Source organism: Rhodopseudomonas sp. AAP120 (assembly GCF_001295845.1).
Classification (GTDB): Bacteria; Pseudomonadota; Alphaproteobacteria; order Rhizobiales; family Xanthobacteraceae; genus Rhodopseudomonas.
Genome location: NZ_LJIC01000118.1, coordinates 1 through 22,588 on the forward strand (window position 1 = coordinate 1; position 22,588 = coordinate 22,588).

Sequence of the window (22,588 nt, forward strand, 5' to 3'; positions counted from 1 at the left end):
CTCGGCGACCCGCGACACGGCTTCGCTGCGTCCGCCGGCGGTGGCCAGCATCGGCTCTTCCTCGCGCACCACGCTGACGCGGGAGGTCGACACCACGTCCATGCCACGGCCGTGACGGGCGACGATGCGGTTGAGCTCGGCCAGCGCCTCGATCTGGTCGACGATCACCTTGCGCATCTGCGCAGTGCTCTCGGCGGCCTCCTGCGGGATTTCGAGCACGCCGCGGCGCAGCTCCTCGCGGGTCGATTCCAGCTCCTCGTGCATCTCGGCGGCCATCTGCTTGATGCCCTGGACGATCGCGGAGAAGCGGTCGGCGGACTGCTTGAACAGCGCGTCGGCCTGCTGGGTGCCCTGCTGATAGACCTGCTGCATCGCCTCGGTGGTGAGCAGGCGCTCGTGCTCGGCGGCGGCACGCACCGCCTCGAACTGCTGGGTGATGGTGGTCGAGCCGGCACCGGCGGTCTCGGCGACGACCCGCGCGATGTCGCGGGCGCGCTCCTCGGCCGCCGCCAGGGATTCGTCGAGCAGGCCGGTGAACCGGCCGAGCCGCTGGTCGAGATCGGCGGTGCGCAGGTCGATGGTGGTGACCAGCGATTCCAGCGCCTCCTTGCGGTCGTTGACCGAGCTCGACGCGCTGACGTTGCTCTGCTGCACCAGTTCGGCGGCTTCCGCCAGCGCGCGGCCATGGGCCTCGAACTGTTCGGACAGCGCGCTGAGATCGGCGAGCGCCCGCGAGGTCTTGCCGTGGAAGCCGGTGAGCTGGTCTTCCAGGCCCTGCGTCGCGGCGGTGCTGCGGGCGTTGACGTCGTTCATGGTGGCGACGAAGTCGGCGACGCGGGTGACGAGCGCGCGCTCCAGCGAGTTGAGGTTCTCGTGGGCGCCGGTGAGCACTTCCTGCAGCAGGATGTTGCCCTCACGCAGCCGCTCGAACAGCGCGACGGTGTCGCTGCGCAGGATCTTGCTGGTCTCCTGCATTTCGGTGACGGCCGCGACCGACACCTGACGCGACTGGTCGATCGCCGAGCGCGACGCCAGTTCGAGATCCTTGAGCGACTTGTTGATCGCGCCGGTGGCGAGATCGCCGGCGCCGGTGATCGAGCGCGCGACGTCGGTGCCGTTGGTGACGATCGAGTGCGAGAACGCCTTGCCGCGGGTCTCGATCGCGTTGAGCGCGTCGGTGGTGACGCGGTCGATATCGATGGTGAGCTGGCTGGTCTTGCCGGAGAGGGCCTCGACCAGCACGCCGCGCTTGCTGTCCATGATCTGCGACAGGCGGTCGGCCTGCTGCTGGACGTAGCTGACGATCTCGTCGCTCTTGGCCGTGATGGTCGAGCCGAAGCTGCCGCTGGCGGCGAACACCGAGCGTTCGATCTCCGCGGTGGTCGACTTGATCTTCGACGAGACCTCGTTGGACACCGCCACCAGGGCGGTCTGGGCCGCGGCCGCGCTGACCTGGATGTTGTCGGTGGTGTTGCTGGTGACGCCGGCGAGGGTGCGCTCGATGTCGGCGGAGATCGCCTTGATTTGGGTGGCGGCCTCCGACGAGCTGGTGGTGAGCGTCGACTGCACCTCGCGGGCGCTGCCGAGGATGGTCGAAGCCGCGGCGGCGCTGACCGTGGTCAGCGTGCGCTCGACATCGATCGCCAGCGACTTGACGTGGTTGGCGGCTTCCTCGGACGCGGTCATCAGCGAGGTCTGCGCTTCGCGCGCTCCGGTGACGATCGAGTCGGCCGAGGTCCGGCCGGCGCTGATCAGGCTGCGTTCGACTTCGGCGGCGAGCGACCGCACCTGATCCGACGCCGAGGTCGACGACGCGGCCAGCGTGGCCTGCAGGTCGCGGGCGCTGGCCAGGATCGCGCCGGCGGTGGCGCTGCCGGCGGCGGTGAGCGTGCGCTCGACGTCGCCGGTGAGCGACTTCACCTGGTTGGTGGCGTCGGTCGACGTCGTCAGCAGGGTCTGCTGCGCTTCGCGGGCGCCGGACAGCAGCGTCTCGACGGTGGCGCTGCCGGCCGCCGTCAGGCGGCGCTCGATGTCGCTGGCGAGCGACACCACCTGGGTGGACGCCTCGGACGAGGCCGAGACCAGCGCGGTCTGGGCTTCGCGGGCGCCGGCCACGATCGCGCCGGCGGTCGAGGTGCCGGCATCCGACAGCGTGCGCTGGACGTCGTCGCTGAGCGACTTGACGCGCTCGGCGGCTTCCTGCGAGGCGGCCAGCAGCGTGGTCTGGGCGGCGCGGGCGCCGCTCAGCACCGACTCCGCGGTGGCGTTGCCGGCGGCGTACAGCGTGCGCTCGATATCGGTCGACAGCGAGCGGATCTGGCCGGTGACTTCGGTCGAGGCGGAGACCAGCGTGGTCTGCGCTTCGCGGGCGCTCGCCAGCACCGAGGCCGCCGTCTGGTCGCCGGCGCCGATCAGGGTGCGCTCGATATCGGCGGACAGCGAGCGGATCTGGCTGGCGACGTCGGTCGAGGACGACACCAGCGTCGCCTGGGCGTCGCGGGCGCTGTTGAGCACGGCGCTGGAGGCGGTGCTGCCGACTTCGGAGAGGGTGCGCTGGATCTCGGCGCTGAGCGCCTTGACCTCGCTGGTGACGTCGGCCGAGCTCGACACCAGCGTGGTCTGCGCCTCGCGGGCGCCGGCCAGCAGCGATGCGGCGGTCGACGTACCGGCGACCGAGAGGGTGCGCTCGATGTCGGCCGACAGCGACCGCAGCTGCGCCAGCGTATCGCCGGAGGCGGCGGCCAGCTTCGACTGCGCTTCGGTCGCGCTCGCCACCACCGAGCTGGCGGCATTGGTGCCGACAGCGGTGAGGGCGCGCTCGATCTCCGACGAGGTGAGCTGCAGCTGGGCGCCGACTTCGGTCGACACCGACAGCATCGCGTCCTTGGCGTCGCGGGCGCCGCTCTGGATCGTCTCGGTGGTGTTGATGGCGAGATTGGTGAGCGAGCGCTCGGCGTCGGAGACATGCGACTTGATGCCGAGCGACAGTTCTTCGGCGCGCGCCATCAGCAGGTCGCTGGCTTCGCGGCCGGTGTGCTCGAAGCGGCCGGCGACGGCTTCGACGCGGGAGCCGAGCAGATCCTCGAACTGCGACACGCGCAGGTCGATGTCGGTCAGCACGGTGCCGACGCGGCCTTCGAGGCCGTCGTGGATGTCCTGGAAGCGGGCGCTGACGGTCGCGGCCAAATTGTTGCTGCGGCTGTCGATGGTCTCGGTGACGTTGGCGATGCGCTCGTCGATCGCGCCGATCGCCTGGGCGGTGCCGTCGGTCAGCGAGTGGGTGAGGTGGGTCAGCCGCGAGTCGATCGACTCGATCGCCTGCACGGCGCCGGCGATCAGCGTGTCGGCGAGCTTCTCGACACGGCTGTCGATCAGGGCCACCGCGTTGTCGGCGCCGCTCGACACCGTCGTCGACAGCTGGCTGAAGCGGTCGTCGATCAGTTCGACGGCGTGGCTGGCGCCGCTTTCCATCGTGGTCGACAGCTGCGTGATGCGGTCGTCGATCAGGCCGATCGCCTGGCTGGAGCCGTTGGTCAGCGTCTCGGACAGCTGTGCGATGCGGCTGTCGATGCTCTCGGTGACCGCCTGGGTGCGCGACGAGAAGTTCTCGTCGAGCGACTTCAGATGGCTGCCGACGCTGTCGTCGAACGCCTTGATCTTGCTGTCCAGCGAGCCGTCGAGGCTGCCGACGCGGCTGTCGAACACGTTCTCGAAATGCGACAGGCGCTGGTCGAGCGTGGCGCTGAGTTCGCCGCCGCGCGAGGTGACGCGCTCGTCGAAATTGTCGACATAGGCCTTCAGCGTGCCCGCGATGTCCTCGGTGCGCTGACCCATGCGCTCGACGATCTCGCCGCCGTAGGTCTTCACGGTGCGGTCGAATTCGGAGATGTGGCGGGTGATCAGCGCGCCCAGCGTGCCCGAGTCGCGGGCGAACTTCTCGGCGAGTTCGGAGCCCTGCTGCTTCACCAGGTCGTCGAACGCGCTCATCTGCAGGCTGAGCGTGTCGTGCGCGTTTTCGGTCTGGCTCACCACCTTGGCGACCAGGGTGTTGACGGTGACGTCGAGCGCCTCGCTGGCCTTGTCGCCGCTGGTCAGGATCTGGTCGGCGAGGCGGTTGCCGGCCTCGTCGATCTTGCTGACGAGATCGCCGCTACGCAGCTCGAGTTCGAGCAGCAGCGAGTCTGAGGAGTTCTTCAGCGAGTCGTGGACCTGCTCGGTGCGCTCCGAGATGCCGTCGACGATGCTGGACGAGCGCTGCTCGAATTCGCCGGTGATGCGGTCGAGCCGCTCGTTGAGCATTTCGTGGACGCGGTCGGCGAGCTCGACGAATTCGTCGTGCACATGGCCGGTCTTGAAGTTCAGGCTGGCGGTCAGCCGCTCGCTGGCTTCGAGCACCGCACGGGTGGTCTCGCCGCTGGCTTCCTCGAGGCGGTCGAGCAGGTCGCCGCCGCGCTCGCCGAGCGCCAGGATCATGTTGTCGCCGGCATGGCCGAGCGCACTGGTGATGTGGGCGCCGCGCTCTTCCAGCGCGCTGGTGATGCTCTTGGCGACTTCGTCGACGCGCGAGGCGATCGCGTCGGAGATCAGCGCGATGTCGTGGCGCAAGTCGATCTGCACGCCGGAAATGGCGCTACGCACCTGCTCGGCCTGGCCGACCAGATTGTCGCGCTGATGCGCGATGTCCTGCAGCAGGGCGCGGATACGGACTTCGTTGTCGGAGTAAGCGCGCTCCAGCGCGGCGACTTCGTTGGCCACCAGGGTTTCGAGTTCGCCGGCGCGCGCGATCGCGCGCTCGACGCCGTCGCCCATCGCGGCGACTTCGCGGCGGATCGCCTGGCCCACGGTGACGACGGAATCGCTCGCGGCGATCTCGGGCTCGGAGAAGCGGATCGCGACCTGCGCCATCGACTGCGCGATCATGCGCAGTTCCTGGCCGCGCCAGGTCAGGCTGGCGAGGAAGTAGAACAGCATCACCGGCGCGAGGAACAGCGCGACGAGGCCGGCCAGCGCCAAGGTGCCGCCGGCGCCCTGGCCGAGCATCGCCTGCAGCGAGGGCAGGAAGCTGAAGGTCAGCACCAGGCCGCCGAACACCCAGACGCCGGCGAAGATCGACGCGAGGGTGTAGACGTTGCGGGCGGGGCGGCCCTTCTGCAGCGCCTGCAGCAGCTGGCCGATGGTCTCGCGGTCGTCATTGGCCGGCCGCTGGGCGAAGCGGCGGTCGTCGGCCTGTTCGAAACTGGGACGATCGGTGGTGATGCGCGGTTCGGGCGCACCATCGTTGAAGGCGGGCGGCGGCGTCAGCGCGGCGGAGGTCTCGTCGCGCGCAGCGGCCTCGGCGTCGGTCCCGGCGGGCGCGTCGCTGATATTCAGGGCTTCCTGAATTGCGGACAGTGCCACTTCGGTCGGATCTTTGATCTTCTTGGGATTATTCGCCATGTGACCTACGCCCTCGTTCTACGCACCGGGGGACGCTGCGCGCGTTTCAGCCGCAGCCTGCCAGCCGGTTGGGTGCCCAGCCGGCGCGATCGAACCCCCTCGACGCCGGACTTTTGTCCACCACTTCCGCAAACATCCTATTGGCTCGGTGCTTCGAATGAAATGGCCGACGTTAAGACATTCTTAATCATCGTTAACGGGATTGGCCGCTAAGCCCTTTTGCGGTCGCCGAAATCCGCCGTGGCCCGGGAAACGGCAGCAAATTACCGACAAAATGGCCTCAAACTTGCGAGGCTGTCCCATAATGATCCGTTAACCAATCCTGTGCTTCGATCCGGAAAACTGTGGCCGGCCCTGTGGAGGGCGGCCCATGGAGGCATCTGTGTCGCTGCAGGTTGAACGGGTGGAGTGGATGGCGTCGCCGCCTCTGGTGCCGGATTTCGCGATCGACGAGGCGCATCTGCGGCGCATGACGCTGGGCGACCGCGCGCTGGAGCGCGAGGTGCTGACGATGTTCTCGGCCCAGGCGGCGAGCCTGGTGGCGCTGCTGTCGTCGTGGCCGGCGGATGCGGCGGCGCTGGCGCACACGCTGAAGGGCTCGGCCCGGGCGATCGGCGCATTCGCGGTGGCCGATGCGGCGGCCGAACTGGAAGACGCGCTGCGGCGGGGAGGCGACGCCGCCGACCTGCTGGCGATGCTGGACGCCGCCGTCGATCATGCGCGCGTGGCGATCGGAGACCTGCTGGAACGCTGAGCGGCTTCGCGGCACTGCACCACGTCCGCAGGCCGGTTCTGGCGCGCGGTTGCGGCGAATGGCCGATCCGGCGGCGCCGGTTTTTGCCCGCCGCGACGCTGGCGGAAACGCCATCGACCCGCTATAGGACAGCCCGTCATCCTTTCCCTGTCAGAACCTTGTAGAGCGTCCGACGAGCAATCATGGCCAAGATTCACTTTGTTGATCACTCCGGAGAGACCCGCACGGTCGACGTCGAGAACGGCGCGACGGTGATGGAAGCGGCGATCCGTAACGCCATCCCCGGCATCGAGGCCGAATGCGGCGGCGCCTGCGCCTGCGCGACCTGCCACGTCTATGTCGACGAAGCCTGGCGCGAGAAGGTCGGCGGTCCGTCGCCGATGGAAGAAGACATGCTCGACTTCGGCTACGACGTGCGGCCGAACTCGCGGCTGTCGTGCCAGATCAAGGTCTCCGACGAACTCGACGGCCTCGTCGTCTCGACCCCGGACCGCCAGGCCTGAGCTCGCTCGGACGGACCGGTCGGACTGACTGGGATGTCGGCCTGAGGGCGCTGTGTCGCTTGATTGAAACGATCCGACCTTTCCGCAGGCACTGAATCCTGATCCTGAGGAGCCCGGCGAAGCCGGGCGTCTCGAAGGATGGGGCGACGCATTCTCGATGGCCCATGGTTCGAGACGGCGCTGCGCGCCTCCTCACCATGAGGTTGTGCGTGTGGCGGGAGTTAGTGATCTTCCGCTCTGAAATCCAAGAAAAGCAGAGCTGCTCTAGTCCTGCTCCTGCGCGTAACCGCGCCGCCACCATGGCTTCAACTTCTCGATCAGTTCGTCGGTGAGCGGCGTCGGCTTGCGGCTGTGGAGATCGACCAGCACCGTGATGGCGCGGGCCGAGGCGACGCAGACGCCGTTCGAGAACACCGCCTGATCGTAATGCGTCGAGGTGCGGCCGAGCTTCACCAGCCCGATGCCGAGCTCGATGGTTCCCGGCCAGTGCAATTCGCTGCGGAAGTGAATGTCGAGCCGCGCCAGGACCCACGACATGCCTTGCGGAACCAGTCCCCTGATCAGCGTGACGCGCGCGCTTTCGAAGTAGCTGGCATAGACCGCGTTGTTGACGTGGTTGTTCGGATCGAGATCCGCGAAGCGGACATTGTCCGAAAGTCGGTAGGGGAAGTCGTCGGGCTGCGGGACTGCGTGGTCGCGGGTTCTTGCGGTCAAGGCCATTCTCCGGGCTTTTGCTGTCCATTGAGCCCAGTTCTTGAGCTAGAACAAGGTGCCGGCGCGGTTTTATGGCTTTTCTCCCCCGCCCGGCTTGGCTAGACAAGCCGCGGCCGGACCGCCCCGCGTCCGAGAATTCTTCAACACGAAAAGAATAAGCGATGACCGAAACGATCAAGACTGATGTGCTGATTGTCGGCGCGGGTCCGTGCGGACTGTTCGCCGTGTTCGAACTGGGCCTGCTCGACGTCAAAGCCCATCTGGTGGACATTCTCGACAAGGTCGGCGGCCAGTGCGCCGAGCTGTATCCGGAAAAGCCGATCTACGACATTCCGGGCGTGCCGATGATCACCGGCCATGGCCTCACCGAAGCGCTGATGGAGCAGATCAAGCCGTTCAGCCCGACTTTCCATCTCAACGAAATGATCGAGACGGTCGAGAAGATCGGCGATCCGGAGTTCCGCGTCACGACCAATGCGGGTACCGTGTTCGAGTGCAAGGTGCTGGTCGTCGCGGCGGGCGGCGGGTCGTTCCAGCCGAAGCGGCCGCCGGTGCCGGGCGTCGAAGCCTACGAGGGCAAGTCGGTGCACTACGCGGTCCGCAAGATGGAAGATTTCCGCGGCAAGGACATCCTGATCGTCGGCGGTGGCGACAGCGCGCTCGACTGGACGCTGAACCTCAACCCGATCTGCAAGAGCATGACGCTGGTGCATCGCCGCGACGATTTTCGCGGCGCGCCGCACTCGGTCGAGCAGATGCGCCAGCTGGTTGCCTCGGGCAAGCTCTCCCTCAAGATCGGCCAGATCACCGAACTGCACGGTGATAACGGCCAACTGTCGAGCGCCACCATCAAGCTCAACGACAACTCGGTCGAGCAGATCACCTGCGACGCGATGCTGCCGTTCTTCGGCCTGACCATGAAGCTCGGCCCGGTGGCGAACTGGGGCCTGCAGCTCGAGAACAACCTGATCCCGGTCGATACCGGCACGTTCGAGACCAACGTCCCCGGCATCTTCGCGATCGGCGATATCAACACCTATCCGGGCAAGCTGAAGCTGATCCTGTCCGGCTTCCACGAAGGCGCGCTGATGGCTCAGAAGGCTGTCAAGTACGTCTACCCGGACAAGCGCGTCGTGTTCCAGTACACGACCTCGTCGACCAACCTGCAGAAGAAGCTCGGCGTGAACTAAGCGCGGGGCGGCCGGGCTTCCGGACACTACACACGAGTTTCCGACAAGGGGCGCGCCGCAAGGTGCGCCCTTTGTGTTTTGGTCGGCTTAATCGCCGCCTCCGTCATTGCGAGGAGCGAAGCGACGAAGCAATCCAGCGCCGAGCACTGCGCTGGATTGCTTCGCTTCGCTCGCAATGACGGGGAAGGACGCGAGGCGCTTCATTTTGATCGATTGCTTGATTGCAATTGCGTGAGTTGGATGTGGTGCCCCGCCGGAGCGCTGCCGCGTTTCACGTCAAGTTGACGCGATCACTTGCTGGACTCGGGCCGTCCGGACGCGCCATGAAGGGGCTGTCGCCCTGTCACGCTTGCGCGAGGCCCGATTCTGCCGATGAAATTCGCCGTGTCCCACCGCCACAAGCGGCAGTTCGTGATCTTCTCGTCGCGGTCGCGGCGGCGGGCGATCTTTCTGGCGGGCGGGCTGTTCATCGGGGTGGCGGCGGCGGCGCTGGCGTGGCTGGCCGATCTGGCGCAGGAGGCGTTCGCCGATCTGCTGCGGCACTCGCGCTACTGGCCGCTGCTGATCACGCCGCTCGGCTTCCTGATCTCGGTGTATCTGACCAACCGCTTCTTCCAGAACGCGCAGGGCAGCGGCATTCCGCAGGCGATCGCGGCACGGCACCTGACCGATCAGGGCGCGCGCGGCCGGCTGGTGTCGCTGCGCGCGGCTGCCGGCAAATTCGTGCTGACCCTGTTCGGCCTGCTGATCGGCGCCTCGGTCGGCCGCGAGGGACCGACGGTGCAGATCGGCGCCTCGATCATGTTCGCGCTCGGCCGGCTGTCGCCGCGGCGGCAACCGGCGCTGATCCTGGCCGGCGCTTCGGCGGGCGTCGCGGCGGCGTTCAACACGCCGCTCGCCGGCATCATCTTCGGCATCGAGGAAATGAGCCGGTCGTTCGAAACGCGCGCCAGCACGCTGATCATCGCCGCGGTGGTGGCGGCCGGCCTGACCTCGATCGCGCTGCTCGGCAACTACACGTATTTCGGCACCAGCGCGATGGGGCTGCGCGGCGGGCTCGACTGGCTGGCGATCCCCGCCTGCGGCATCGTCGGTGGTCTCGCCGGCGGCCTGTTCAACCGCGCGGTGGTGACCGCCGGCACGGTCGCGGCGTTCAACCGCCGGCCGCTGCTGCTGGCGCTCGGCTGCGGCCTCGCTGTGGCGCTGTGCGGCCTCGCGTCCAACGACACGATCTACGGCACCGGCTACAGCCAGGTGAAGGCGGCGCTGGAAAGCGGCACGCCGCTGCCGGACGATTTCGGCGTGCTGAAGCTGCTCGCCACGACGCTGTCGTCGATCAGCGGGCTGCCGGGCGGCATCTTCTCGCCGTCGCTCGCGGTCGGCGCCGGGCTCGGCAGCAACCTCGCGGCGCTGTTCGCCGGCACGCCGGTGGCGGCCATCATGCTGCTCGGCATGGTGTCGTATTTCTCCGGCGTGGTGCAGGCGCCGATCACCGCCTTCGTCATCGTGATCGAAATGACCGACAACCACGCCATGGTGATCCCGGTGATGGCGGCCTCGCTGCTCGCCTATGCGACCTCGCGGCTGATCGCCGAGGAGGGCATCTATCACGCGCTGGCCAAGCGCTTCGTGCAGAACGCAGGATAGGCACGTAACGCGTAGCCCGGATGAGCGAAGCGATATCCGGGGTGAGGCTATTCCCCGGGTATCGCTGCGCTCACCGGGGCTACGGTGTGCCACGTGTTTGCGCCGCGTCTTGTTACTTCCGCATCATCAGCTTCGCGGCCTTCAGCGGCCCCATACGTAGCAACCACCCGGCCAGGCGCACGCGCATCGCTGCGGGCAGGTCGCTGCGCTCGCGCAGCAGGCTGAGCGCCGCAGCCTGGGCGAATTTGCGTTCGCCGGCGGTCAGCGTTGATAGTTGGGACGTGATCGCCCCGAGATCGATCGCGGACGCCGGCGCGCTGCGGGCGCGGGCCGGATCGGCGAGTTCGAGCATCCGGAACAGCCGCGAGCTGTCGCGTTCGAACGCGCCCGGCTTCGGATCGTGCCAGTCGGGCGGGGCGGTGAGGGCGGCCGATGGGTCGGGCCGGCCGGCGCGGCGCTCGGCGCTGGCGAGCTTGGCGAGGCGGGCGGAGTAGATCTGCCGCAGCTCGCGTGTGCGGGTGACGCTGCCGCCGTGCTCGCGGTAGCGGATCAAGAGCTCCGGCAGGATCGCGATCTCGCCGATATCCGCAAGGCGCAGCCAGAAATCATAGTCCTCGCCGGCCTCGAAGGCAGCGCGGTAGCCGCCGACCTGGCGTGCGGTCTCGGCGCGGAACATCACGGTCGGATGGATGAACGGGCTCTTCTTCGCCAGCGTGTCGCGCAAACGCTCCGGGCTCGGGCGCATCTGCCGGCCACGCGGCGCGCCGTGTTCGTCGATGATCTCGGCCCAGCCGCCGAGCAGCACCACCTCGGGATGCGTCTGCAGATAATCGCGCTGCCGGGCCAGCCGTTCGGGCAGCGCGACGTCGTCGGCGTCGAGCCGGGCGATCAGCGGCGCCTGCGCGTGGGCGAGGCCGCGATTGAGCGCGGCGACCAGCCCCTCGCGCTGCTGACGCAGCACGATCAGCCGGGGATCATCGGCGCGAAGCTGCTCGAGGATGGTCGGTGTCGCATCGGCCGAGCCGTCGTCGATCACCAGCAGTTCCAATTCGGCGAGCGTCTGCGTCAGCACGCTGGCCACCGCTTCGCGCAGCCAGCGCTCGCCGTCGCGGACCGGCAGGATCACCGAGACCTCAGGTGTGACCGGCAGCACTGTCGCCCTCGCTCGAATCGTGCCTGTCGCCGGCAGGGCCGGCGGATGCCGCGACATAGACCGCGCCGGCCGGTGCATGGCAAGGGCGGCGGTCCGGCAGTTCCGGAGCGGCGAATTCGCGGCCGCCGGCCGGCCCGCCATTGACGCTGCGAAGTCGGACCCGTTACATCGCCGCATCGATTTGGTGATCGCGCGGGCTGCCGCGGCGATGGTCTCACCGGCCGCGACGGCCGACGTCAGCGACGGACAGCTCTTTGGCGCAGCCTCCCGATCCGAACAGCCCGCCGCAGCCCTGGCTGTGGATGGACGTCTCGACCAGCTATCGCGCCCGATCCGGCCAGATGAACGGCACGCTGCGGGTCGAGCACAGCATCGCCACCGCGCTGTCCGAGGCGATCGCGCCCGAATTGCGCTTCTGCCGCTACGATCCGCTGCGGCGCGACTACGTGCCGGTCGCCTATGCGCCCAATCTTGGAGCAAAGCCGGTCGCGGCCGCCCCGAAGCAGCAGCGAGCCAGCCTGCTGGCGTCGATCAAGCCGTTCGGCAAAAAGATCGAGCGCGCGATTCGGACTCAGGTACGCGGCGCCGCCGCGCCATTGTTTCGGAAGATGTCCGGCGGCGAGGGATTGCCACCGGCCGGCGGCGCCGGCGAGGTGCTGCTGCTCGCCGGTGAGAACTGGTCGCGGGTCGACTATGCGGCGGTGGCGCGGATGCGCCGCGAGCGCGGCACCAAGGTCGCAGCGGTGTGCCAGGACTTCATCCCGGTGGTCGCGCCGCAGTTCTTTGCCGACGGCGAGTTCGTCACCCAGTTCGACGCCTATGCGCAGTTCCTGATCCGGGAATGCGATCTGGTCGTGTCGATTTCCGACTCGACCAGCGCCGACGTGCGGGCCTATGCGCAGCGCCACGGCGGCGTGCGCGGGGCGCTGGAAGTGGTGCATCTCGGCGCCGATCTGGTGGCGCCGAAGGCTGCGGCGCGGCCGCAGGCGCTCACCGATGCGCAGGCGAAGCGCTTCGTCATCAGCGTCTCGACCATCCAGTCACGCAAGAATTTCGACCTGCTGTATCACCTGTGGCGCCGGCTCACCGAGGAGGGCACGCCGGACCTGCCGACGCTGGTGATGGTCGGCCAGCCCGGCTTCGGCAGCTCCGACCTGCTGTGGCAGATCTCGCACGATCCGGTCACCGCGTCCTCCATTCTGCACCTGCCGCGGGTCGGCGACGAGGAACTGGCCTGGCTGTATCAGCATTGCGCCTTCACGCTGTATCCGTCGTTCTATGAGGGCTGGGGACTGCCGGTGTCCGAGAGTCTGGCTTTCGGCAAATACTGTCTCGCATCGAACACGTCGTCGCTTCCGGAGGCCGGCGCCGGGCTGGCGGGCCACCTCGACCCGCTGGATTTCGCCGCCTGGCGCGACGCGGTGCTTGACCTGATCCGCTCGCCTGCGCACCTTGCCGTTCACGAGGCTGCGATCCGGGCCAATTATCGTCCTGTGACCTGGGCTCAGTCCGCGCGCCGGATGGCCGAGGCGCTGCGCAGCCTGTCGGCCAGACCGGCCTCTGCCGGGAATTAGGAGTCCAATGGTTTCTGCAGTCGCCGGGCCGTCACGAAGCAAGCAGAGGCTGGAGCGAACCCGCGACTGGCTGGTGCGGACCCGGGCCGCCGAGAAGCTGTTCATTCTGGCGCTGTGCCTCGTCTATGCGTTGCACAGCATCTGGTCGGCGCGCACGGTGCTGTGGTTCCTGGTGGTGCCGGTGCTGCTGATCGTAGCGACGCCGTATCGCTCGCTGCTGCCGATCGTGAAGTCGCCGGTGTTCATCGCCTCTGCGGTGTTCCTGCTGCTGATCCTCGCCACCTCCGCGCTCGGCGGCGAGACGCCGGCGAAGATCCTGTCGCTCAATCTGCGCTACGCCGCGGCGGTGCTGGCGTTCGTGACGATCGTTGCGTATCTGGTCCGCCAGGACGGCGATTTTCTGCGGCTGCTGTTCCTGGTGCTCGCCCCGGTCGCCGCGCTGATCGCGATCCGCGACGTGGTGTCGTTCACCGGCCTGTCGTTCCAGACGCTGATGACGGTGCGGCTGGAAGGCGTCAAAGGCCTCACCGTGTACTACAACTCCAACGTCATCGGCATGATGTTCGCGATGCCCTGCGTCGGCGCGGCGGCCGTGATGGCGTCGCGGTCGCTGAAGCCGGGGCAGCATGTGATGCTGGCGGCCTCGGTGCTGGTGCTGCTCGGAGCCATCCTGCTGACCGGCAGCCGCGGCTCGCTGATCTCCGCGGCTGTCGGCATCGGCGTCGCCATCATGCTGTCCGAGTACCACCGCCTCAAAGTGGCGCTGATCGTGCTCGCACTCGTCGTGGTGGGCGTGATCGTGATCGCGCCGTTCCAGAGCGAATTGCTGCAGCGGCGCGACAGCCTGCGGCTGGCGCTGTGGCCGATCTATCTCGAGATGGCGACGCTGAAGCCGTGGCTCGGCTACGGTCTGGCGTTCGATACCCAGCGCACGCTGCCCGACGGCAATGTCGTGATGAATGCCCACAACATCGTGCTGTGTGCGCTGGTGCGCGGCGGCGTCTTCACCGCGCTGGCGCTGATCGGCATCGTCGGAGCGGCGCTGGTCAGTGGCTTCCGGGCGTTGCGGAGTTCCGGCGAGGTCGTGGCGCTGGCGTTGCTCGCCGCCTGCCTCACCGCCTCCAGCGTGGACTACGAAATTGTTCCAACCGATCTTGCCTATCTTTACATCCTGTTTTGGCTGCCGGTCGGTGTCTGTCTCGGCGCGGGCCTTTCGGCGCATCGTATCCTTCCCGGCCGACGCATTCGCCCGCAGACCGTCTCCGCCTCGTCACAAAATCGCCAGCCGTCGGGGGATTAGTTCGCCCGCCGGATCGACTTACCGCTCCGCCACATTCTCGTCTCATCGCGATGTTTCAGGTGTTACCATGAATACACATCGACCGATCCGCTTCCTTGCGCTCGCGGCTGCCGCCGTCCTCTCTTATGTGATGACCGCGACGTCGCCGGTCGCTGCGGCGGAACCCACGGCCGCCGGCCTGTGGCAACGCACCGATAACGGCAAGCCCGGCGGCAAGCCGGTAGTCTGGGTGCTGATGCTCGACCGCGGCAACAACATGTACGAAGGCGTGGTCGCCAAGAGCTTTCAGCAGGCCGGGCAGCCCAACCTGACGGTCTGCGAGGAGTGCGAGGACGATCGCAAGAACCAGCCGATCCTGGGCATCTCGCTGATCCGCGACATGAAGCGGAAGGGCCGCGTCTACGAGAACGGCAACATTCTCGATCCGCGTAACGGCGACGTCTGGAAGGCGATGCTGACGGTCAGCCCGGACGGCCAGACCCTGACGCTGCGCGGCTATTTGATGACTCCGGCGCTCGGCAAGGACGAAGACTGGTTCCGTCTGCCCGACACCGCGATCTCCCAGCTCGATCCGGAGATCGTCGCCAAGTTCATGCCCGAGCAGGCCGCTGCGCTGACCACCGCCAAGCCCGGCGCGCCCGCCACCGCCGGCAAGGCGAAGGCCCCCGCGCCGGCTCCCGCCCCCAAGGGCGGCATGATGGCGCCGGCGAAGTAAGCCGGTCGAAGCCGGCTGGTCACGTCCGAAGGCGAGGCCATCACGGCGGTCGTAATGTGATCGACCAGATCTCCCGCGATGCCCGGCCTCGTGCCGGGCATTCGCATGTCCGAGCATGGCAATGCGGAACGGCGTCGACGATCCGAACGGGTCCGGGCACGATGTCGTCTCGAGCCAACTCAACACATTCACGACGCGTCGGACGAGCCGGGACAAGATTCGCTCTCCGCCCCAAGATGCCAAGCTCAAAAATCCACCGTCATCGACAGCCACAGCGTGCGCGGCATGCCGAGGATCAGGTAGCCGGACGGGTTGGCGGTCCAGTAACGCTTATCGGCGATGTTGGTCAGGCTGGCCCGGAACGTCGTCGGCCGGCCGCCCAGCTTGGTGAAATAGCGGGCGCCGATGTCGAACGAGGTCCAGCTCGGCACATCCTGCAGATTGTCGGCTGTGACATAGGCCTTGCTGGTGTAGACCGCGCGCGCGGTGGCGGTGAGTCCGGGCACGAACGGGGTGTCCCATTCGACGCCGAGATTGCCCTGCAGATCGGGCGCAGCGATCGCATGGTTGCCGTCGTTGAGATGCCCCGCGGTCTGGGTCAGCCTGGCGTCGAGCCAGGTCACGCCGCCGAGGATGCGGACGCCGGTCGCGACCTCGCCGAACGTCGTCAGTTCGATGCCGCGGTTCCTCTGCTCGCCATCGAGCCCGAAGATCTTGGTGACCGGATCGAGTACGCCGTTCGGCTGACTGATCTGGAACGCCGCGAGAGTGGCGCCGAACCGGCCGAAATCCAGCTTGGTGCCGACCTCGTACTGCTTGCTCTTGAACGGCGCGAACACCTGATTGATGTTGGCAGCGCCGGACGGCGGCGTCGGCCCCGGCGACAGGCCTTCGATGTAGCTGGCATAGAGCGACAAGTATTGCAGCGGCCGCACCACCAGGGCGACCGACGGCGAGGTCGCGCTCTGATCGTAGGCCGACGTGGTGATGCCGGTGATCGGCGCGTAGCTGTCCGACACCACCTGCTGCTGGCGGACACCCAGCGTCAGTTGCACCGCGCCGTTCAGGACCGACAGCGTGTCGGCGGCCCCGACGCTGCGCAGCTCGAGCTTGTTGGCCTTGCTCTCCGGGAAGTACGCCACGGGCGTGCCCGGCCCGGGCAGCACGGTCGGGGCGTAGATGTTGGTGAGGTAGTTGCCGTAGCGGGTCTGTCCGAGCCAACTGGTCTGCGTCAGCGCCGAGCCACTGACCACGACCTCATGGTCGATCGGCCCAGTGGTGAACCGCGATCTCACACCCGCTTCGCCGGAGAGGGCGTCGGACTTGCCGGTCTGGAACGTCGAGGTCGACTGCGCATCGCCGGCGGAATTGAGAATCGTCGGGCCCGGCGACTCACGTTTGTCGAAGCCGAACAAATTGCCGCCGATCGCGCCGAACACCGTAACGTCGGACGTCAGATCGTACTCGGCGCGGGTCATGGCGGTGACGCTTCGCGAGCGCGAGTAGTCGAACGGCTGGGACAGGTTGATGCGCGGATCTGGCGCCGCCGGCACGGCGATGCCCGGCACCGGGCCGTAGCCGCGCGTGCCGGCCTTGAGCCAATCGTCCTGATAGATCAGATCGGCCGACCACCTGAACCGTTCGCTGCGGTAGTCGACGCCGAGCGAACCGGCGCCGTCGCGGATCGACTGCCCGTCGATCGCCGGCCAGCCGCCTTCGAACGCGCCGTTGGCGCGCACTCCCCACTCTTTCTGGTCGCCGTAGCGGCGCGAGACGTCGAGGTTGTTGGTGAAGCGGGCATCGGACATGTAGCCGGCGGTGTAGCGGGTCAGCGGATCGTCGTCGGCCCGCTTGGTCACGACATTGACGTTGCCGCCGATGGAGCCGCGCGGAGACATCCCGTACAGGAAGGAGGCGGGGCCCTTCAGCAGCTCGATGCGCGCGATCGGCGCCGGGTTGATGCGATAGTTCGGCACCAGGCCGTACAGCCCGTTCAGTGCGAAATCGCTGTTGTCGACCCGGAAGCCGCGAATGGTCAGCGCGTCGTAGCGGTTGCCGGCGCCGATCGCCGCGCGCACCGAGGGATCGCTGTTGGTCAGCACTTCGGCGACGCTGGTGGCCTGCTGATCGCGAATGGTCTGGTCGGTGTAGCTGGTCAGGCTGAACGGCGTGGCCATGTAGTCCTTGTTACCGAGCAGACCGAGATGGGCGCCGCGCGCGACCTGACCACCAGCGTAGCTGGACGGAATGGCCGCCCGCTGTGCGCCGAGCGACGGGACCGGCGCCGCGGCGACGTCGTTGCGCGTCGCCCGCCCACGCGGCGCCGCCGTCTGCGATGTAGCGGCGGGCCTTCTTTGCGCGCGGGCGACCGCTCGGCGTCGCACCGGAGCGTCGACAACCACCGACGGCAGGGCCTGACCCTGGGAAGACGATGGGGCGGCTGCCGTGACGGCCGGGCGCGCTGTTGCGGGGGCGGTCGGACCTGCTTGTTGCGCCTGGGCTGCGTGCGCCGTCAGCAGGATCGACACGCAGGCCAGAGGGAGTGCCGCTGCGCGCGGCGAATTCAAATCGTTCAGCATTCCGTCCCCAGGGGTGGTTTCTTGGTGCGTGACTGCGGCGCGATCGATCAGCAGCGATCGGTCGCGTCGATCGCGCGCACGCTAAGCAGGACGGCAGGCAGCCCCTAATAGAGGGGCTCCAGTTGAGACGGCTTCTTGGATTGAACGCCAGAGTTGGAAATGACGGCGCCGAGACGGCATCCGGGAAAGTGGCCGGATGTTCCGCTCACGGGCGGCCGGTCGCCCTGGTATCCGCAGTCGTTAGCGGTCGGTGCGCGCCGGCGGCGGCAGCGGCTGGCTGGTGACTTCGGGGCCGGGCTGCAGCGACAGCACGGATTCGGCGGCCGGCAGCGCGGCGTCGGCCATCGCGGCGTGGCCTTCGGCGGACGGATGGATCGCGCCGCCATAAACGGCGGACACCACGCCCCAGGTCGCGTCGTGGATGTCGGCGGGCTGGATCGCGGCGGGCAGGCCCTGCGGGAAGGTCATCGCGGCGAAGTAACTGTCGTTGGCGTCGCGGATCCAGCGGGCGCGCGGCAGATAGGCGCGGTAGTTACTGGCGCCCGCGCCGCAGGCCATCGGCGAATTCGCCGCCGCGACGATGTCGGCGGTGAAGCTGTCGCCGCGCGGCGAGAAGCAGGCGCGGTCGAATTCCGGATCGGTCTCGGCGCGGGCGCAGAAGCCGTGATTGGCGAAGGTGCGCTGATGCGCGTCGACGAAGGTCATGGCGTCGGCGGACGGGTCGCGGCACAGCACGCCGCCGGTGCACTGCGCCAGGTCCTTCAGCCGCGGCAGGAATTCATTGTCGACGAACGACGCGACGGCTGCGAGCCGGTTCGGATCGGCGCTGAACGAGGGATGCACGTCGAAGCCGCCGGGACCGCCGGGGCAGGGCACGCCGCGGTTGGCCAGCGCCGGATTGGCATAGGTGACGTAGACGACGCGCGACATGTCGTCGACCAGGCCCTTGAAGGCTTCGCGCATCTTGGCGAAATTCTGCGGCAGTTGCCGTTGCAGCGTGCTGCGCGACTCGTCGATCGAGCCGATCACGCCGGAGCGGCGGAAGATACCGCGCTCGGTCGGGCTGTCGACGATGACGTCGGCGACGAGGCCCGAGAAGTTGATGTCGTTGGCGCCGACCGACAGCAGCACCAGATCGAGCCCGCGCTGCGGCTGGCGCTTGCGCATCGCGGCCACCGCCTCGCGGAGTTCGGCGATCTGGCCGTTGACGCTGCCCGGGCAGTTGGTCCCGGATTTGGTGCGATAGCATTCGCGGGCGCGCTGCGAGCCGAACAGCCCTTCCTGGATGGTGGCGCCGGTGCAGGCCAGCGGCAAATAGGTCACCGCGATATGCGGATGGCGCACCGCCAGGGCCAGCGCGGTGCGGGTCTGGTAGCTGTACAGCGAGCGATGGCAGGCTGCGTTGAACCAGGTCGCCGAATAGCGCTGCCAGTTCGCCAGCGTGTCCGGCGCTTCGCAGGCGCGGCCGCCCTTGAAGCCGGCGCGGCTCGGCCGGTAGAACTGCCCGGCGGTTGCGCCGACGGTGCCGATGCCGAGGTAGGAGCGATAGCAGAAGCCTTCGTCCGACAGCGCGATCGGCCGGTCCGGATTGCCTTCGCCGGCGCCGATCGAGTCGCCGAGGCCGGCGATGAACAAGTCGCGCACCATGATTTCGGTCGAGACGCGCAGTGGCGCGTCGGCGCCGCTGCTGACATCGACGGTGGCGATCGTCGGCTTGCCGTAGCGGGCGCGGAAATTGATCGGCTCGGCGCAGTCCTGGGTGGCGGGGCGCGGCCCGTCGCCATCGTCGAACACCCAGGCGCAGATGGCGCCGACCGGGATCGCGCCGGCGAGCCGCACCGTCACCGGGTGCTCGGTCGGGGTCAGATAGCTCTCCTTGACGCCGTCGCGGGTGCACGGTTCGTTGACCCGGCCAGTGAGGTCGATACACAGCCGGTTGACCACATTGCGAGCCCAGCCGCGCCCTTCGCTCTGCAGCCCGAGCGCCTGCTCGGAGGCCAGCACCGTCAGCCCGTTCAGCGCGTCGGCCTGCTCGCGGAAATCCCGCTCCTCGCGAAACAGCCGGAAGCGGTTGCGCACCTCCCAGACGATCTGCATCGAGCCGTCGGTGACCGGCACCGCGGCCACCGCAGGAGCAGCCGCCAGCGGAGCGGCAGCAGGCGGAGCCGGCTGCGTCTGGGCCGAAGCCGGCAGCGGGAGCAATGCGAGGCTGGCCAGAAACGCGAACAGCGCCAGCGGGCGGAACGGGCAATTCAGGGTCATGGGGCGTTTGACGCCCCAGTTGGGGCGAATATGAGACGGCGGGAGGGAGACGGCGGCATCTTGGCTCGATTGCCGCAGGTGTCAAGAAGTAGTAAATTTTCCGACTAGGAGGACGGCGGATGGCGAATGTCGAGAAGGTGAGCGTCGCGCTGACCGGCGAGCAGGTGGCAGCCCTGAAGGCGGCCGTCGAGTCCGGCGAATATGCAACGACCAGCGAGATCGTGCGCGAAGCGATCCGCGACTGGCAGCTCAAGCGAGATCTGCGGCAGGAAGACGTCCGGCGTTTGCGCCAGCTGTGGGACGAAGGCATCGCCAGCGGCTCGGCCGGGGAGGTCGACCTGCCCGCGCTGCGGGCGGAGGCCCGCGCCCGAGCGAAGGCAAAGAATTGAGCTGCGGGCGTGTCCGTCCGGCTCACCTGGACGCTGGCGGCACGTCAGGATCTGTTGGACATCTACGACGCGATTGCGTCCGAGCCCTCGGCGGCGGAGCGCATGCTTGATCGGATCGAGGCGAGCGTCGTGCTGCTCGCCTCACAGCCGCGCATGGGCGTGCGCCGGCGCGATATCCGCCCCTCGCTTCGCATGTTGGTCGAACGACCCTATCTCATTCTGTACCGGACGGAGCCGGACACGGACGAAGGCCCCGTCCGCAAAGTCGAGATCGTCCGCAACGTCGAGATCGTCCGCGTGGTCGATGGACGTCGGGATTTGAACGCGTTGATTGCGTGAGCGATCGCGGCTTCAGTGCGGCGCCTCAGACCTGTCCCGACGACCGCCGCTGCGCGACTTGGCGAACGGTGGCGGCGGTCGCCGCGGCGATCGGGTGGCCGTTGCCGGTCGCGGCGCGCTTCTCCTGCCAGGGCTTGACCACGCTGAGCCACAGCTCGCGAATGCCCATGATCGAGATTGCGATGCCGAACGGCAGCAGGAAGTACAGCACGCGGTAGATCAGCAGCGTTGCGATGACGTCCTCGCGGGCGAACATCGGCAGCGCCACCAGCACCGCGGCATCGAACACGCCGAGCGAGCCCGGCGCGTGGCTGGCGAAGCCGAGCAGCGTGGCGAGGATGAACACCACCGCCAGAGAGACGTAGTCGATATAGGGCTCGGACGGCATCAACAGATACATCGCCAGTGCGCAGAAGCCGAGATCGACCACGCCGATCAGCACCTGCACCAGCGTCAGCCGGGCCGACGGCAGCACCACCTTCCAGCCGTTCTGGCCGAGCTCGCGGCGTTTTTTGCCGGTCGCCAGCCAGACGAAATAGGCGGCGATGCCGGTGAGGCAAGCGAGGCCGATCAGCTGGTTGATGCGGTCGGGCAGCAGATCCATCGCGCTGGCGGCGGCTGGATGCCAGATCATGCCGATGCCGAGCACGAACAGATTGCCGAGCCAGAACGTCAGGCCGGAGATGAAGCAGATCTTGGCGACGTCGATCGCCGACAGACCGTAGTCCGAATAGATCCGGAACCGGATCGCGCCGCCGGTGAACACGGTGGCGCCGAGATTGTGGCCGATCACGTAGGAGCAGAACGCCGACATCGCGGCGATGCGATAGGGGACGTGCAGCTTGCCGATCGTGCGCAGGGCAAAGAAGTCGTAGAACGTGAGTGTGCAGAATGCGCCGACCACGCACAATGCGGCGAGCCCGATCTGGCCCGGCGCGACGTTGGTCAGCGCGGTCACGAGCTTATTGTGATCCAAACCCTTGAGGTTATGGATGAGCGAGTAGATCGCAAAGCCGACGATCAGGATACTGGCGACGACGCCGACCCGCTTCCAGCCGACATAGGTTTTGAAGCCACGCCCCAGCGCGCTCAGCAGTCGATGCATTCGTCCTCCCGGCGGGGCGGCAACGCGACGGGCGCCGCCAGCAGCACGGCCTGACACTCGGCACCCGACAAACTCATCCGCGAAAATCCTTAGGGCATAAACGCCCCGGCACGCAATCCGGCCGACATCTTGCGAAACCATCCATGGAGCGGAGGGCGCAGCCGGCCCTTGACGTGGCGCAAAGGAGCTGGTCCGCCGCGGCATGGCGGCCCTCGGCGTCGGACAGCTCTCACCTGCTGCCCTGATATAGGACGCCGTGCGCTGCCGCGCCATTGCCCTCAGGGCTGATGTCGCGCGGGCGGAACGGGTGCTTGCGCGGCTGGTTAACCCCGCGTCCGGAACGAGCAGCAAGCGCGGCCCCGGGCCGCCTTGTTCCAACCCAGAGAGGCCATGCAATGGGACTTTTCACTAAAGACATCAAGACCATGGACGATCTGTTCGTGCACCAGCTGCAGGACATTTATTACGCCGAGAAACAACTCGTGAAGGCGCTTCCCAAGATGGCCGACAAGGCCACCGACCCGATGCTCAAGCAGGGCTTCATGACCCATCTGGAAGAGACCCGGGGCCATGTGAAGCGGCTGGAGCAGGTGTTCGAAATGCACGGCGCCAAGGCCAAGGCGGTGGATTGCCCCGCGATCGACGGCATCATCGAGGAAGCCGAGGAGACCGCCGGCGAGGTCGAGGACAAAACCGTGCTGGATGCGGCGCTGATCAACGCCGCGCAGGCCGCGGAGCACTACGAGATCGTCCGCTACGGCAGCCTCGTGGCATGGGCGAAACGGCTGGGCCGCAACGACTGCGCCGCGGTTCTGCAAAAGACCCTCGACGAAGAAAAGGCCACCGACAAGAAGCTCACGACGCTGGCCGAAGGGTCGATCAACATCCGCGCCGCGGGCTGATCCGACAGCTTGCTAACAGGATGAGG

16 protein-coding genes are annotated in these 22,588 nt (G+C 67.6%); 10 read left to right on the top strand and 6 right to left on the bottom strand.

Annotated elements, in window-relative coordinates:
• Window positions 1–5,436, bottom strand: a 5,436-nt coding sequence (locus tag IP86_RS18145; RefSeq protein ID WP_054163834.1) for an apolipoprotein A-IV repeat region-like domain-containing protein, incomplete at its 3' end; no start/stop codon positions are given.
• Between the two features lie 412 nt (window positions 5,437–5,848).
• Between IP86_RS18145 and IP86_RS18150 the strand changes: the two genes are divergently transcribed.
• Together IP86_RS18150 and IP86_RS18155 are read left to right on the top strand one after the other, a co-directional pair.
• Window positions 5,849–6,190: an Hpt domain-containing protein gene (locus IP86_RS18150; RefSeq protein WP_082364078.1), complete on the top strand. Its 342-nt coding sequence runs from the start codon at window positions 5,849–5,851 to the stop codon at window positions 6,188–6,190.
• 182 nt (window positions 6,191–6,372) lie between these two features.
• Complete coding sequence (locus tag IP86_RS18155) at window positions 6,373–6,693, top strand: 2Fe-2S iron-sulfur cluster-binding protein (protein ID WP_054163835.1); 321 nt, start codon at window positions 6,373–6,375, stop codon at window positions 6,691–6,693.
• A gap of 264 nt (window positions 6,694–6,957) precedes the next feature.
• Here the strand turns inward: IP86_RS18155 and IP86_RS18160 are convergent, their stop codons facing one another.
• Window positions 6,958–7,407: an acyl-CoA thioesterase gene (locus IP86_RS18160; RefSeq protein WP_054163855.1), complete on the bottom strand. Its 450-nt coding sequence runs from the start codon at window positions 7,405–7,407 to the stop codon at window positions 6,958–6,960.
• A gap of 161 nt (window positions 7,408–7,568) precedes the next feature.
• On the opposite strand from IP86_RS18160, the gene IP86_RS18165 reads away from it, so the two are divergent.
• On the top strand, window positions 7,569–8,597 hold the full coding sequence (locus IP86_RS18165) for an NAD(P)/FAD-dependent oxidoreductase (protein WP_054163836.1): 1,029 nt from the start codon (window positions 7,569–7,571) through the stop codon (window positions 8,595–8,597).
• A gap of 372 nt (window positions 8,598–8,969) precedes the next feature.
• The gene (locus IP86_RS18170) at window positions 8,970–10,244 is read left to right on the top strand and encodes a chloride channel protein (protein ID WP_054163837.1); all 1,275 of its coding nucleotides are present in this window, start codon (window positions 8,970–8,972) and stop codon (window positions 10,242–10,244) included.
• A 112-nt stretch (window positions 10,245–10,356) separates the two neighbouring features.
• Here IP86_RS18170 and IP86_RS18175 read toward each other — a convergent pair whose 3' ends face one another.
• Window positions 10,357–11,397, bottom strand: coding sequence for a glycosyltransferase (locus IP86_RS18175; RefSeq protein WP_245290659.1), 1,041 nt, complete (start codon window positions 11,395–11,397; stop codon window positions 10,357–10,359).
• A 254-nt stretch (window positions 11,398–11,651) separates the two neighbouring features.
• On the opposite strand from IP86_RS18175, the gene IP86_RS18180 reads away from it, so the two are divergent.
• From IP86_RS18180 to IP86_RS18190, 3 genes are all read left to right on the top strand, one after another.
• Complete coding sequence (locus IP86_RS18180) at window positions 11,652–12,971, top strand: glycosyltransferase family 4 protein (protein ID WP_245290660.1); 1,320 nt, start codon at window positions 11,652–11,654, stop codon at window positions 12,969–12,971.
• A 7-nt stretch (window positions 12,972–12,978) separates the two neighbouring features.
• Complete coding sequence (locus IP86_RS18185) at window positions 12,979–14,271, top strand: O-antigen ligase family protein (RefSeq protein WP_054163839.1); 1,293 nt, start codon at window positions 12,979–12,981, stop codon at window positions 14,269–14,271.
• Between the two features lie 67 nt (window positions 14,272–14,338).
• Window positions 14,339–14,986 carry a DUF2147 domain-containing protein gene (locus IP86_RS18190; RefSeq protein ID WP_054163840.1) on the top strand — a complete coding sequence of 216 codons (648 nt, stop codon included), beginning with the start codon at window positions 14,339–14,341 and terminating at the stop codon, window positions 14,984–14,986.
• Between the two features lie 245 nt (window positions 14,987–15,231).
• Here IP86_RS18190 and IP86_RS18195 read toward each other — a convergent pair whose 3' ends face one another.
• Entirely contained in the window at window positions 15,232–17,370 is a 2,139-nt protein-coding gene (locus IP86_RS18195) for a TonB-dependent receptor (RefSeq protein WP_197279875.1), read from the bottom strand.
• Between the two features lie 435 nt (window positions 17,371–17,805).
• Window positions 17,806–19,827: an SGNH/GDSL hydrolase family protein gene (locus tag IP86_RS18200; protein ID WP_054163842.1), complete on the bottom strand. Its 2,022-nt coding sequence runs from the start codon at window positions 19,825–19,827 to the stop codon at window positions 17,806–17,808.
• A gap of 119 nt (window positions 19,828–19,946) precedes the next feature.
• On the opposite strand from IP86_RS18200, the gene IP86_RS18205 reads away from it, so the two are divergent.
• A complete protein-coding gene (locus IP86_RS18205; protein ID WP_054163843.1) occupies window positions 19,947–20,216 on the top strand; it encodes a ribbon-helix-helix domain-containing protein in 270 nt (89 codons plus the stop codon).
• A 9-nt stretch (window positions 20,217–20,225) separates the two neighbouring features.
• Window positions 20,226–20,555 (top strand): type II toxin-antitoxin system RelE/ParE family toxin, encoded by a 330-nt coding sequence (locus IP86_RS18210; protein ID WP_054163844.1) that lies wholly within the window; start codon window positions 20,226–20,228, stop codon window positions 20,553–20,555.
• A gap of 25 nt (window positions 20,556–20,580) precedes the next feature.
• On the opposite strand, the gene IP86_RS18215 is transcribed toward IP86_RS18210, so the two are convergent.
• A complete protein-coding gene (locus IP86_RS18215) occupies window positions 20,581–21,660 on the bottom strand; it encodes a putative bifunctional lysylphosphatidylglycerol flippase/synthetase (protein WP_054163845.1) in 1,080 nt (359 codons plus the stop codon).
• A 395-nt stretch (window positions 21,661–22,055) separates the two neighbouring features.
• On the opposite strand from IP86_RS18215, the gene IP86_RS18220 reads away from it, so the two are divergent.
• Entirely contained in the window at window positions 22,056–22,562 is a 507-nt protein-coding gene (locus tag IP86_RS18220; protein ID WP_054163846.1) for a YciE/YciF ferroxidase family protein, read from the top strand.
• Window positions 22,563–22,588: the final 26 nt, after the last annotated feature.